This is a genomic window from Acidocella aminolytica 101 = DSM 11237 (assembly GCF_900129125.1).
Lineage (GTDB): Bacteria > Pseudomonadota > Alphaproteobacteria > Acetobacterales > Acetobacteraceae > Acidocella > Acidocella aminolytica.
The window spans coordinates 128,706-141,452 of record NZ_FQVJ01000002.1 but is presented as its reverse complement, the minus strand read 5'-3'; the positions used below and the strand labels follow the sequence as shown (position 1 = coordinate 141,452).

Here is a 12,747-nt window from a genome sequence, read left to right as displayed (position 1 = left end):
AAACAAATTGGAGTGTGCCAACATGGCGTTCGAACTGCCTACCCTCCCCTATTCCACCTCCGCTCTGGCCGAAGCCGGCATGTGCCAGGAAACGTTGGAGTTGCACCACGGCAAGCACCACCAAGCCTATGTGACAGCGCTAAACGGCTTTGTTGAAAAGAATGCCGACCTGCAGGGCAAATCGCTCGAGGAGATTGTGCAGCTTGCTTATAACAAGCCGGACATGGCTGGGGTGTTCAACAATGCCGGTCAGCATTGGAACCACATTCTGTTCTGGCAGAATCTGACCCCCACCGGCGGCAAGCTGCCTGGCAAACTGGAAAAGAAGATCACGGAGGATTTTGGCTCCGTTGATGCCTTCAAGGACGCCTTCAAGGCAGCGGGCATTGGCCAGTTCGGCTCTGGCTGGGCTTGGCTTGTTCTAGCTGCTGACGGCAAACTGAAAGTAACCAAGACCCCGAACGGCTCTAACCCGCTCGCCACCGGCGAGGGCAAGGTGCTGCTGGCGCTGGATGTGTGGGAGCACAGCTACTATCTGGACTTCCGCAACCGCCGGCCGGATTACATCACCAACTATCTGAACAAGCTGGCGAATTACGAATACGCTGAAGCGCAGCTCTAAGCTGAGTTTTTCTAGAAAACCCCCGGCGCCCCTGGCTAGGGGGTTTTCTTTTAAAGCTCCTTGACGAAATAGCGGACCGTTTTACCGGTCCCCTGCAATGAGGCGCTGCCCGCTTGCACGAAGCCGAGCCGTGCGTGGAATGCATCCGACGCCGGATTGGGGGGGCGCTCATTCACCTCACAGACGGCAAGCGTATGGCCCGCCGCGCGAGCGGTTTGAAACAGGGCCCCATACAGAGCTGCGCCATAGCCACGCTCCCGCGCGGCGGGAGCCGTGACGACGCGGTCAATATAGACGAACTTCAGGAACCTGTCCCGAAACCAGAGAAAATTCGGTGAATCATAGTCAGCATCCTGATCGAAGGCGATGAGAAACGCCTCGTCCTCATAGATTGAAGCCGCGAAAAAAGACCGCTCAAGCAACAGGCTGAAACGGTCTTCATCAGCATACGAAAGCTCCTGCGCGTGGTCATTATTGAGCTTGCGCAAAGCCTCAAAAGCGGGGGCTGCGGCGGACAATCTGGTTAGCATGACCGTTCCGTCGCATAGCTGCCGGATGCTTGCAAGGCGGGGATTTCTCAGCCGTAAGGAGTCACCTCAACAATCAAGGGTGACCAGCCGCTCCCACTCGGACAAGTGAGCGGCATAGGCATTCCACTCGCCATGTTTGAGCTTGGTGTAGGCACTGACAAAAGACTGCCCCAGAATGGAGGTCAGGGTTGCCGAAGCTTCCAGGGCGCGAAGCGCGTCCAGCAGATTGAGTGGCAGACGCTTAGCGTTGGTGACCGTATGGCCATCAATGTACATGTTAATGTCCAGCCGCTTGCCTGGGCTTATCTTCTTCGCAATGCCGTCCAAACCGGCCGCAAGAATCGAGGCTTGCAGCAGATACGGGTTCACCGCGCCGTCCGCGAGGCGCATCTCAAAGCGTCCCGGTTCAGGAATGCGGATCATGTGCGTGCGGTTATTGCCGGAATAAGTCACCGTGTTCGGTGCCCAGGTAGCGCCCGAGATGGTGCGCGGGGCATTGATGCGTTTATAGCTGTTCACAGTGGGGTTGGTGATGGCCGCGAGCGCATCAGCATGCTGTATAACGCCACCGATAAAATTATAGCCCAGCGCCGAGACTCCCAGCTCACCCGCCTCATCCTCGAAGAGATTTTCCTCGCCCTTCCAGAGCGAGACATGGCTGTGGCAGCCCGAGCCCGTCAGGCCAAGGAACGGCTTGGGCATGAAGGTGGCGCGTAAACCGTGTTTTTCAGCAATCGATTTGGCCATGAATTTGAAAAAAACGTGACGATCCGCCGTGATCAAAGCGTCGTCATAATTCCAGTTCATTTCAAACTGACCGTTCGCGTCCTCATGGTCGTTCTGGTAGGCGCCCCAGCCCAGTTCCAGCATGGAATCGCAGATTTCGGTGATGACATCATAGCGACGCATCAGCGCACCGGCATCGTAACAAGGTTTGGCGGCGGTATCGAGCTTGTCCGAGATCTCGGTGCCATCTGGCAGGGTCAGGAAGAACTCGCACTCAACGCCGCTTTTCATCTGGAACCCAGCTTGGACCGCCTGCTCCATGACGCGCTTCAGTATGTTACGCGGCCCCTGCTCGACTTTCTGTCCGTCCATATAAAGATCAGAAGCCAGCCAGCCGACGTCTTTTTTCCAGGGCAGCGGCGTTAGGCTCGCCGGATCCGGAACCGCGAACATATCAGAATCGGCCGGCGACATGTCCAGCCATGTCGCGAAGCCCGCAAAACCGGCGCCGTCTTTCTGCATTCTCGTAATAGCGGAAGCCGGCACCAGTTTGGCGCGTTGGCTGCCGAAAAGGTCCGTGTAGGAAATCAAGAAATATTTTAGTCCGAGTTCTTTTGCCTTTTCGGCCAGCTCAATCGCCATCTTCGTGCCTTTTGTCCTATTAGATCTTGTTGAAGCATGCCGTGTGCGATGTTGTTTCCGTTTCGTCTTTTTGGTTTTGCCGTGTCAGAATGTCTTACCCGGTATCCAGTTCGTTCCGGCCAAGGGTACCTGGGCCATGGCGGAAGCCTCCAGCGTCAGCGCCACCAGATCCTCTGGCTCAAGATTATGCAGATGGCTCTTGCCACAGGCCCGCGCGATGGTTTGCGCCTCCAGCGCCAGTACCGAGAGATAATTGGCGAGACGGCGCCCGGCTTTTACCGGATCAAGCCGCGCGGCGAGGGCCGGGTCCTGGGTGGTGATACCGGCGGGGTCGCGGCCCTCGTGCCAGTCATCATACGCGCCCGCCGTGGTGCCGAGCTTTTTATACTCGCCTTCAAACTCAGGCGCATTGTCCCCCAGCGCGATAAGCGCCGCCGTGCCGATGGCCACGGCGTCCGCGCCCAACGCAATCGCCTTAGCCACGTCCGCCCCGGTACGGATGCCGCCGGAAACAATAAGCTGTACCTTGCGGTGCATCCCCATATCCTGCAACGCCTGCACGGCAGGACGGATCGCGGAGAGAATGGGAATGCCCACCTGCTCAATAAACACCTCCTGCGTGGCAGCTGTGCCGCCTTGCATTCCATCCAGCACCACCACATCAGCGCCTGCTTTCACCGCCAGGGCAATGTCGTAGTACGGGCGGCTTGCTCCGACCTTCACATAGATCGGCTTTTCCCAGTTGGTGAGTTCGCGCAGTTCAAGGATCTTGATCTCAAGATCGTCCGGGCCTGTCCAGTCCGGGTGGCGGCAGGCGGAGCGCTGGTCAATACCTTCCGGCAGATTGCGCATCTGGGCCACGCGGGCTGAAATTTTTTGCCCCAGAAGCATACCGCCACCGCCCGGCTTGGCCCCCTGCCCCACAACCACCTCAATGGCGTCAGCCTTGCGCAGGTCTGCCAGATTCATACCGTAGCGGGAAGGCAGATATTGATAAACCAAGGTCTGTGAGTGCCCCCGCTCCTCCGGGGTCATGCCGCCATCCCCCGTGGTGGTGGACGTGCCGACCGCGGTGGCTCCACGCCCCAGCGCCTCTTTAGCATTGCCGGAAAGCGCGCCAAAAGACATGCCCGCGATGGTGACGGGGATTTTCAGATGAATCGGCTTTTTGGCGAAACGGGTGCCGAGCACAACGTCTGTGCCGCATTTTTCCCGGTAGCCCTCCAACGGATAGCGTGACATGGACGCGCCCAAGAACAGCAGATCATCAAAATGCGGCAGCTTGCGTTTGGTACCGCCGCCCCGGATATCATAAATGCCCGTCGCGGCGGCGCGCTGGATCTCGGCGATTGTGTGTGGGTCAAAGGTTGCAGAGAAGCGGGGCAAGGTCTGCGGGATATGGGAAACGGGTGTGTCGTTCATGGTCAGTACGCACCTGCGTTATCGACATGGAAATGATAAAGCTTACGGGCGGAGCCGTAGCGGGTAAACTCCTCGACATTGGCATCCACCCCGGATTTATCGAGAAGATCCGCCAGGATGAGTTTATCTTCCGCCGTCATCTCCTTTTTTTCACAATCCGCGCCGAGGCTTTTCACGCTGCCTTTCACGAAGATGCGCGCTTCGTAGAGTGAATCACCGAGCGCATCGCCAGCATCGCCGCAGACAACAAGGCTGCCTGATTGCGCCATGAAAGCGCCCATGTGACCGACATTGCCTTTCACAACGATGTCTATACCTTTCATGGAAATTCCACAGCGGGCGGAGGCATTCCCGTCAATCACCAAAAGCCCGCCATGGGCTGTGGCACCGGCCGACTGGCTGGCGTCGCCTTTTACATGCACATAGCCAGACATCATGTTTTCAGCCACACCCGTTGCGGCATTGCCGTTGATGATGATGTTTGCGCCATCATTCATGCCCGCCGCATAATAGCCGGCGTGACCGTCTATATTGACCCGTACCGGCGTGGTAATTCCAACTGCCAGAGCATGTGCGCCACGCGGATTTTTCACGACCCAGCTGGTCTGATTAGTCTCGGCGGGCAAACTCTGAAGCATGGCGTTCAAGTCCCGCAAGGACGATGTGGAAAGGTCAAAAACAGAAGATTTTTCCATGGATTTTTGTAACATCGCGCTCATTCCGCGCGCTCCCAGAAATAGACACGGCTTGGCTCAGGCTCAAACAAATGCGCAGCTTCAATCCCCGGCAATTCTGCTAGAGCGCGATATTCTGAAGCGAAAGCCACATAGTCATTCGTTTCGGCCATGACCGCGGGCTTGCACGAAACAGGATCACGCAACACGCCAAAGCCATTTTCCGTTCCGACCACAAAATTGTAGAAGCCGTCCAGATCTTTGAGCGCGGCTTTGAGGGCTTCATCCAACTTCGCGCCCTCGCGCAGCTTATGAGACAAATATCCGGCGGCGACTTCGGTATCGTTCTGGGTCGCAAATTTAATGCCCTCGCGGATCAGGGTGCGGCGGACATCATTGTGATTGGAAAGCGAGCCATTATGCACTAGGCACTGGTCTGCGCCGGTGGAGAATGGATGCGCCCCATCGACAGTTACAGCGGATTCGGTGGCCATCCGGGTGTGGCCGATCGCGTGTGTTCCTGCCATGCCGGAGAGACCAAAGCGCCTGCCAACATCATCCGGCAAGCCGATGCCCTTGAACATCTCAATGCGTTTGCCAACAGATACGATCACGATTTCCGGCAGAGCTTCCAGCTTGGCCTTGAAGGAAGCCGCCCTGCTTTCAGCCACGCTGACAACAGAATGGTCGCCATACAGGGCCGCGCTGCCACCGAATGTCTCAGCAAGGGCCAGGAAATCGAATGCCTTAGAGCTACGCAGTGTAAATTTTACTTGATCAGGCTTGCCCGCACCATAAATCGCAAACCCGGCTGAATCTGGACCGCGCTCGGTCAAAACATTCAGCATCGTGCTCATCAGCACGCCCAGTTGCGGCTCCAGAGCTGAACTTTTTAGGAATAATCCGGCAATCCCACACATGCTGCGTCCGCTCTCCTCTCGACTTCAGGCAGATTAGCGAAGCTCCGTTTGTCTTGTCAACTAATAAGAATAAAGATTTCTTTTTAGGAAACACACTGCACATCGTGACAATGGCTATCACTACCCGTTGAAACCCCGCCGAGGCTGCCAATATGGTTGACGCGTTTAAAATCCTGGAGACTTCCATGTTAATTTGTACAGGTTATGGTGCCACCAGCCCTTCGGCTGACTTGGCTCCTCTCACTTTTAACCGCCGCGATGTTGGCCAGAATGACGTTGAAATTGAGATCTTGTATTGCGGGGTCTGCCATTCAGACATCCATTTTGCCCGCGATGAATGGCATTTCACGCAATATCCGGCCGTGCCAGGGCATGAAATTGTTGGCAAGGTAAAGAGTGCAGGCTCAGGCGTTTCCAAATATAAAGTTGGGGACCTCGTTGGGGTTGGCTGCATGGTCAATAGCTGCCGCACCTGCTCCGCCTGCCAGGAGGGATTGGAGCAATATTGCGCCGACGGCCTGACCGGGCAAACCTATGGCGGCACCGATAAGGTAATCAACGAACCGTCCAAGGGCGGTTATTCAGACCGAATCGTCGTGGATGAAAATTTCGTCCTACGGATGCCGGAGAATCTTGATCCCGCCGCCGCAGCACCTTTGCTCTGCGCCGGAATCACCACCTACTCCCCTTTGCGCCATTGGGGCGCTGGCCCGGGCAAGAAGGTGGGTATTATCGGACTCGGCGGACTCGGTCACATGGGTTTAAAACTGGCGCACGCGATGGGGGCACAGACCGCATTGTTCACCACTTCCGCCAGTAAGGTCGAGGATGCCAAGAAACTCGGTGCGGACGTCGTTATTCTCTCGAAAGACGAAGCCCAGATGGCCGAGCATGCCGAGACCTTCGATCTAATTATCGACACGGTTTCAGCCTCGCATGACCTAGCGCCGTATTTTGGCCTGCTGAAGCGAGATGCCACCATGGTGCAGGTTGGAGCGCCTGAGCATCCTCTGCCGATCTCAGTCTTTCCTCTGCTGATGCGCCGGCGCAATTTTGCTGGTTCGATGATTGGCGGTATCAAGGAAACGCAAGAAATGCTGGATTTCTGCGGTGAGCACGGAATTACCGCTGATGTTGAGATGATCCCAATCCAGAAAATCAATGAAGCTTATGAGCGGATGCTCAAGAGCGATGTGAAGTATAGATTCTGCATCGATATGAAGAGCCTACAGGCTGAAGCCGCCTGATCCTGAAAACTCCTCCCTCAGTCGGGGGGAGTTTTTTATTGCAAACCATTTCAGCGCGGTGCGCTAAAATCTTCTTACAGAAATCGGCCGTACCACGCTTGACTTCAACCCGTGAAAAATGGTTTTTGCAGCCTCACCGAGACGCGGCTTGCCGCTAACGGTCGCTTGGAGAGAGCCTGTAGCTCAGTGGTAGAGCAACCGACTTTTAATCGGTTGGTCGTGGGTTCGACCCCCACCGGGCTCACCAAGCCAAAGCCTGCTTGATTTATCCCTCTGGAACTTTAAATGAATCGTGCCAGGATCGGCATTGTTACAGGCTTGCAGGCGGAAGCCAAGTGGCTGGACCGGGCAGGCTTCATGGTTAAAGCCGGTGGCGGCTCCCCAAATGGCGCATCGGAAGCAGCTAACACCCTGGTTGCCGCAGGGGCACAAGCCCTCATTAGTTTTGGGTTGGCTGGCGGATTGAAGCCTGGTTTGAAACCGGGAACCCTGCTGGTGCCTTCAGCAGTTATTTATGGCACCCGTACTTTCCCTTGTGACTACCGACTGATGGAGTTTCTGGGCGGAAGCACGTCTGAGACAATTCTGGCAGGCCAAAAAATCGCAGCCTCGACGCAGGATAAATCTCTTTTATATCAACGCAGTCACCCCGCCGCGATCGACCTTGAGTCAGGAGCGGTTGCTGAGGTGGCCAAAATGCATAAATTGCAGTTTGCTGTATTGCGGGCTGTGGCGGATTCTGCCGAGCGCAACCTCCCTCCCGCCGCGCTGGTGGCACTGAAGGACGATGGGAGGCTAGATATTCCTAGCCTCATCAGTTCCATTGCCAGCCGCCCTTGGCAAATACCTGCGTTGATCGCCGTAGGTCGTGACGCAAAAGCAGCCCGCAAAGCCCTTATGGAAAGGGTGGCAAAGCTGCCCCCCAGGCTTTAGGCGCCTGGGAGGGCGTGTTTCTTACTCCGCGGGAAGCGCAGGCTGCCGGGCCGCTTTGGCCTCATGGATTTCTGCCATCTTGCTCTCCACATGCCTGGAGAACACGTATTCCGCCTTACGCGCTTTATCGAGCGGAATGTCTTTGGCCATAGCACCTTCTGTTTTAATGCCGCCGAGAGCCACTTTAGCGATCTTCCAGGGATTCTTGATGGAATCCATCACCGCTGTGGCTTCAAAGCCGGAATGCACCATGCAATCGGAGCATTTTTCGTAATTGCCCACACCGTACTTATCCCAGTCAGTGGTTTCCATGAGCTCCTTAAAGCTCCCGGCATACCCTTCACCCAGCAAATAACACGGGCGCTGCCAGCCAAACACGTTGCGCGTTGGGTTACCCCAAGGGGTGCAAGCATAGGTCTGGTTGCCAGCCAGGAAGTCTAGGAACAGCGGAGACTGGGTAAATTTCCACTTTTTACCGCGCTTCGCACTTTCCTTACCACGGCGGAAGATGGCGCGGAACAGCTCCTTGGTGCGCTGGCGGTTGAGGAAGTGTTCCTGATCCGGGGCACGTTCGTAAGCATACCCTGGTGAGGTCATCACGCCTTCAATATCTAGATCTGCAACCGTATCTAGGAAGGCGGCAACCCGATCCGGATCCGCGCCGTCGAACAAGGTGCAGTTAATGGAAGTGCGGAAGCCCTTGGATTTGCTGAGCTTGATAGCGTCCACCGCGCGCTCATAAACGCCCGCCTGGTCAACAGAGCGGTCGTGCATCTCCTTGTCACCGTCAAGATGGATGTCCCAGCAGAAGTTTTTGTGCGGCTTATACTGCTCGATCTTTTTTTCAAGCAGCAACGCATTGGTGCACAGGATCACGAATTTACCCATCTTCAGATAAGCTTCGACGATCTGCGGCATTTCTTTATGTAGCAACGGCTCACCGCCAGCGATGGCGATAATGGGCGCGGGACATTCCTCAGCGGCGTGAATAGCATCCGCCACTGAGATGCGCTGGTTCAAAATCTCATTTGGATAGTCAATCTTGCCGCAGCCCTGACAGGCCAAATTGCAGCGGAATAGCGGCTCCAGCATGAGCACAAGCGGGTAACGCTTATTGCCCTTTAAGTGCTGCTTGAGAATATAGCCCCCAACGCGGAGAGCCTGATTCAGCGGTACACCCATTCTGTGTTTATCCTTAAACTTCAGCTACTTCAGCGGGCAGCTTGAATTTGACATCTTCCGGCGTACCGGAGAGCAGCTCGATATCGACACGACCGAACTGCTTCAGTCCTTCGATCACGCCCTGCACCAGCACTTCCGGCGCCGAGGCACCTGCGGTCAATCCAACCTTGGTAACCCCGTGAAACCACTCAGCCTGAAGTGCGCTGGCATCGTCGATAAGATAGGCCGGACGGCCTAGCTCGGTGCCGATCTCACGCAGCCGATTGGAGTTTGAGGAATTTTTGCTTCCAACGACCAAAATCAAGTCCACCAGAGCAGCCAAATGATGCACGGCCTCTTGGCGATTTTGGGTCGCATAGCAGATATCTTTGACATCCGGCCCCACGATCTCAGGGAAACGCAATTTAAGGGCAGAGATGATGCCCCGCGTGTCATCCACTGACAAAGTCGTCTGGGTAATGTAAGAAAGCTTTGCAGGATCTTGGACTTGCAGCTTTTCCGCGTCTTCAACCGTTTGCACGAGATATACGGTGCCGTCGATCTGGCCGATTGTCCCTTCTACCTCTGCGTGTCCCGCATGACCGATCAGCACAATCTCTCGACCTTGGCTGGCATAACGCCGCCCTTCGGCATGGACCTTGGCCACCAGAGGGCAAGTAGCATCAATCACGGGCAAGGTGCGGTCTGCAGCGGCCTGCACCACCTTGCGCGCGACACCATGCGCAGAAAACACGGTCCAAGCGCCCTCTGGCACCTCGTCCAGTTCATCCACGAACACCGCGCCGCGGGCCCGCAAATCCTCGACGACATGGCGATTATGCACGATTTCATGGCGCACATAGATCGGCGGGCCAAACTTGTTCAGTGCCCGTTCGACAATGTCGATTGCTCGCTCCACCCCAGCGCAGAAGCCGCGCGGCTGCGCCAGAATAACCCGCAATGCTTTGGGGGGCTGTGAACCGTCCATTCTATCTCAATCCTGTTGCCTGTGCGTCACGGTGGAGCGCATTTCTATAGCAGCAATAGGTCATTGCTTCTACAATTCGCAAGGTTAGGTATAAGGTAATCCTTACATTAAGCGAAAACATAGGTGCCCAGCAGGCATGCGTTGGCCGCTCGCTTCTGGCTTTTCCGGTTATGGTCGCCTATGTGTGCAGAATGAGCAGCTTATCGGCCATAAGCCGAATCGGGTGTTGGCGTATATGAATAGTTTAGATCGGATGACGGGGGCAAAAATGGGGGCAAAAGCAATGCGGCACAATGGAGAACGCATCTGATGCCGTCGAAGACCCCTCTGCTGGATAGGGTTAATATCCCTGCTGATCTGCGTAATTTTTCCACGGATCAGCTGAAGCAGGTGGCGGACGAACTGCGTGCTGAGACCATCGACACAGTTTCTGTCACGGGCGGACATCTTGGCTCCTCGCTTGGCGTGGTGGAGCTTACGGTTGCCATTCATGCCGTGTTCGACACACCGCGTGACCGATTGATCTGGGATGTCGGCCACCAATGCTACCCGCATAAAATCCTCACCGGCCGACGTGACCGGATTCGGACCCTGCGCCAGCCGGGAGGCCTTTCAGGCTTCACCCGCCGTTCGGAAAGTGAGTATGACCCGTTTGGAGCGGCGCATTCCAGCACCTCGATTTCCGCAGGGCTGGGCATGGCTGTTGCCCGGGATCTGAAGCAAGAAGAGCCCGCGCGTAATGTGCTTGCAGTGATCGGTGACGGCTCGATGAGCGCCGGCATGGCTTATGAGGCAATGAACAATGCCGGGGCAATGAAGTCCCGGCTGATTGTTATCCTCAACGATAATGACATGTCCATCGCCCCACCCGTGGGCGCAATGAGTGCCTATCTCTCTACGTTGATCTCCTCGCGCAGCTTCATGTCACTGCGGGACTTCGCCGCGAAAATGGCCAAGCGATTCCCCCGGCCGATTGAGCGCACTGCCCGCAAGGCGGAGGAATATGCACGCGGCATCCTCACCGGCGGGACGCTCTTTGAGGAGCTGGGGTTCTATTATGTTGGTCCAATTGATGGTCACAATCTGGAACATCTGCTGCCGGTTTTGCGCAATTTGCGTGATTCGGATGCGGCGGAACCGGTGCTTCTGCATGTCGTGACGCAGAAGGGCAAGGGCTATGCCCCGGCCGAGGCCGCAGCGGACAAGTACCATGGGGTACAGAAATTTAATGTTATCACTGGTGAGCAGAAGAAAGCCCCTCCAGGACCACCCTCTTATACTTCTGTTTTCGCCAAGGCCCTGATTGCCGAAGCCGAGGTCGATGAAAGTATTGTGGCCGTGACTGCCGCCATGTCTCCGGGCACGGGCCTCGATAAGTTCGAAGCCAAATTCCCCAGCCGGATGTTCGATGTCGGTATTGCGGAGCAGCACGCCGTAACCTTCGCCGCCGGCATGGCGACCGAGGGGCTAAAGCCGTTCTGCGCCATCTACTCCACCTTTCTCCAGCGTGGGTACGATCAGCTGGTGCATGATGTTGTGTTGCAAAGCCTGCCCGTGCGCTTCGCCATGGACCGTGCTGGCCTAGTTGGCGCGGATGGTGCGACACACGCAGGCGCATTCGATCTTTGCTATCTAAGCCCGATGCCCCGCATGGTGATCATGGCCCCCTCAGACGAAGCAGAATTGATGCATGCCGTGGCCACTGCCACAGCCATCGATGACCGCCCCTCCGCGTTCCGTTATCCGCGCGGGGAAGGTGTTGGGGTTGAGCTGCCCGCCCGTGGCACGCCTTGGGAAATCGGCAAGGGGCGGATTGTACGTGAAGGTGGCAAGGTTGCCATTTTGGTACTTGGAGCCCGGCTGCGCGACGCGTTAACCGCCGCCGATGAGCTGGCCGCGAGGGGCTTCCCAGCTACGGTGGCCGACGCTCGCTTCATGAAGCCGCTTGATACCACCTTGGTGGACCAGTTGGCCAAGGACCATGAAGTGCTCATCACGATTGAGGAAGGAGCCGCCGGTGGCTTTGGGGCTGCCGTTGCGCATCATCTCTCCTGGAGCGGCGCTTTTGATAAGGGGCTAAAATTTAGGCCGATGACGCTGCCCGACCGGCTGATCGACCATAATACACCCACCGCACAGCTTATCGAAGCGGGACTTTCCGCTCAGCATATTGTCAGCCACGCGATTACGGCACTCGGCGTCCAATCGCTCCGCGATTTTGTCGCAGTTCCGGCACAATAAGGAGCTTATATAAGGAGCATGAAACACCATCCTCTTCGCTCCCCCGCTCTGGCGCTTGCCGTCAGCCTGATGCTCGTACCGGCGGCATGGGCTGACGGCACAGCCGCCAGCGCGCCCGTGGCCGCACTTGACAATGCCTTGATCGCTACCATGAAGTCAGGCTCCGCTGGGCAGGATTTCCAGGCTCGGTATAAGGCCCTTGCCCCCGTAGTGGAGCAGTCTTACGACTTGCCCGAAGTGACAAAGAACTCGGTCGGCTTTCTCTGGTCCACACTCCCGGCGAGCCAGCAAAATGAACTGATCAACCTTTTCACGACCTTCACGGTTTCCAGCTACGTCTCACAGTTTGACAGCTATAATGGTCAAAGCCTGACCATTATGCCGAAAGAAAAAGTGCTGGGACAGAAGAAGATCATCGAAACCAAGCTGACCCCTAAGGATGGCGGCGGCGTGGTGATTGATTACGTTGTCTCAAATGAGAAAAACGGTTGGAAAATCAATGATGTGCTTTTGAACGGCACAATCAGCCAAGTAGCTATCCATGCTTCCGATTTCGCGTCCTTGGTGAAATCCGGCGATGCCTCGCAGCTGATTGCCGCGCTCAAAACCAAGATTAATACACTGCAAGGTAGCTAAGCCTT

General features: G+C 56.3%; 12 protein-coding genes and 1 tRNA gene. 6 read left to right on the top strand and 7 right to left on the bottom strand.

What is annotated here, in order from left to right:
- Positions 1-22: 22 nt before the first annotated feature.
- Positions 23-622: a superoxide dismutase gene (locus BUB54_RS01800; RefSeq protein ID WP_048877810.1), complete on the top strand. Its 600-nt coding sequence runs from the start codon at positions 23-25 to the stop codon at positions 620-622.
- A 50-nt stretch (positions 623-672) separates the two neighbouring features.
- On the opposite strand, the gene BUB54_RS01795 is transcribed toward BUB54_RS01800, so the two are convergent.
- The 5 genes from BUB54_RS01795 to BUB54_RS01775 all read right to left on the bottom strand — a co-directional run bounded on the left by BUB54_RS01795 (position 673) and on the right by BUB54_RS01775 (position 5,536).
- Complete coding sequence (locus BUB54_RS01795) at positions 673-1,152, bottom strand: GNAT family N-acetyltransferase (RefSeq protein ID WP_048877809.1); 480 nt, start codon at positions 1,150-1,152, stop codon at positions 673-675.
- A 66-nt stretch (positions 1,153-1,218) separates the two neighbouring features.
- Positions 1,219-2,520, bottom strand: a complete 1,302-nt coding sequence (gene glnT, locus BUB54_RS01790; RefSeq protein WP_048877808.1) for a type III glutamate--ammonia ligase — start codon at positions 2,518-2,520, stop codon at positions 1,219-1,221.
- 84 nt (positions 2,521-2,604) lie between these two features.
- Positions 2,605-3,942: an FMN-binding glutamate synthase family protein gene (locus BUB54_RS01785; protein ID WP_048877807.1), complete on the bottom strand. Its 1,338-nt coding sequence runs from the start codon at positions 3,940-3,942 to the stop codon at positions 2,605-2,607.
- 2 nt (positions 3,943-3,944) lie between these two features.
- The gene (locus BUB54_RS01780) at positions 3,945-4,661 is read right to left on the bottom strand and encodes a GltB/FmdC/FwdC-like GXGXG domain-containing protein (protein WP_082075586.1); all 717 of its coding nucleotides are present in this window, start codon (positions 4,659-4,661) and stop codon (positions 3,945-3,947) included.
- Positions 4,658-5,536, bottom strand: coding sequence for a class II glutamine amidotransferase (locus BUB54_RS01775; RefSeq protein ID WP_048877806.1), 879 nt, complete (start codon positions 5,534-5,536; stop codon positions 4,658-4,660). The genes BUB54_RS01780 and BUB54_RS01775 overlap by 4 nt, the downstream gene beginning before the upstream one ends.
- A 185-nt stretch (positions 5,537-5,721) precedes the next feature.
- Between BUB54_RS01775 and BUB54_RS01770 the strand changes: the two genes are divergently transcribed.
- From BUB54_RS01770 to BUB54_RS01760, 3 genes are all read left to right on the top strand, one after another.
- On the top strand, positions 5,722-6,783 hold the full coding sequence (locus BUB54_RS01770) for an NAD(P)-dependent alcohol dehydrogenase (protein WP_048877864.1): 1,062 nt from the start codon (positions 5,722-5,724) through the stop codon (positions 6,781-6,783).
- A gap of 172 nt (positions 6,784-6,955) precedes the next feature.
- Positions 6,956-7,030, top strand: a tRNA-Lys gene (locus BUB54_RS01765).
- Positions 7,031-7,068: 38 nt separating this feature from the next.
- Positions 7,069-7,716, top strand: coding sequence for a phosphorylase family protein (locus BUB54_RS01760; protein WP_048877805.1), 648 nt, complete (start codon positions 7,069-7,071; stop codon positions 7,714-7,716).
- 21 nt (positions 7,717-7,737) lie between these two features.
- On the opposite strand, the gene hpnH is transcribed toward BUB54_RS01760, so the two are convergent.
- Complete coding sequence (hpnH, locus tag BUB54_RS01755) at positions 7,738-8,898, bottom strand: adenosyl-hopene transferase HpnH (protein ID WP_048877804.1); 1,161 nt, start codon at positions 8,896-8,898, stop codon at positions 7,738-7,740.
- Positions 8,899-8,911: 13 nt separating this feature from the next.
- Positions 8,912-9,865 carry a 4-hydroxy-3-methylbut-2-enyl diphosphate reductase gene (ispH, locus tag BUB54_RS01750; RefSeq protein ID WP_048877803.1) on the bottom strand — a complete coding sequence of 318 codons (954 nt, stop codon included), beginning with the start codon at positions 9,863-9,865 and terminating at the stop codon, positions 8,912-8,914.
- A gap of 309 nt (positions 9,866-10,174) precedes the next feature.
- On the opposite strand from ispH, the gene dxs reads away from it, so the two are divergent.
- Positions 10,175-12,106 carry a 1-deoxy-D-xylulose-5-phosphate synthase gene (dxs, locus tag BUB54_RS01745; RefSeq protein WP_048877802.1) on the top strand — a complete coding sequence of 644 codons (1,932 nt, stop codon included), beginning with the start codon at positions 10,175-10,177 and terminating at the stop codon, positions 12,104-12,106.
- Between the two features lie 18 nt (positions 12,107-12,124).
- Entirely contained in the window at positions 12,125-12,742 is a 618-nt protein-coding gene (locus BUB54_RS01740; protein ID WP_048877801.1) for an ABC transporter substrate-binding protein, read from the top strand.
- The last annotated feature ends 5 nt before the right edge of the window (positions 12,743-12,747 follow it).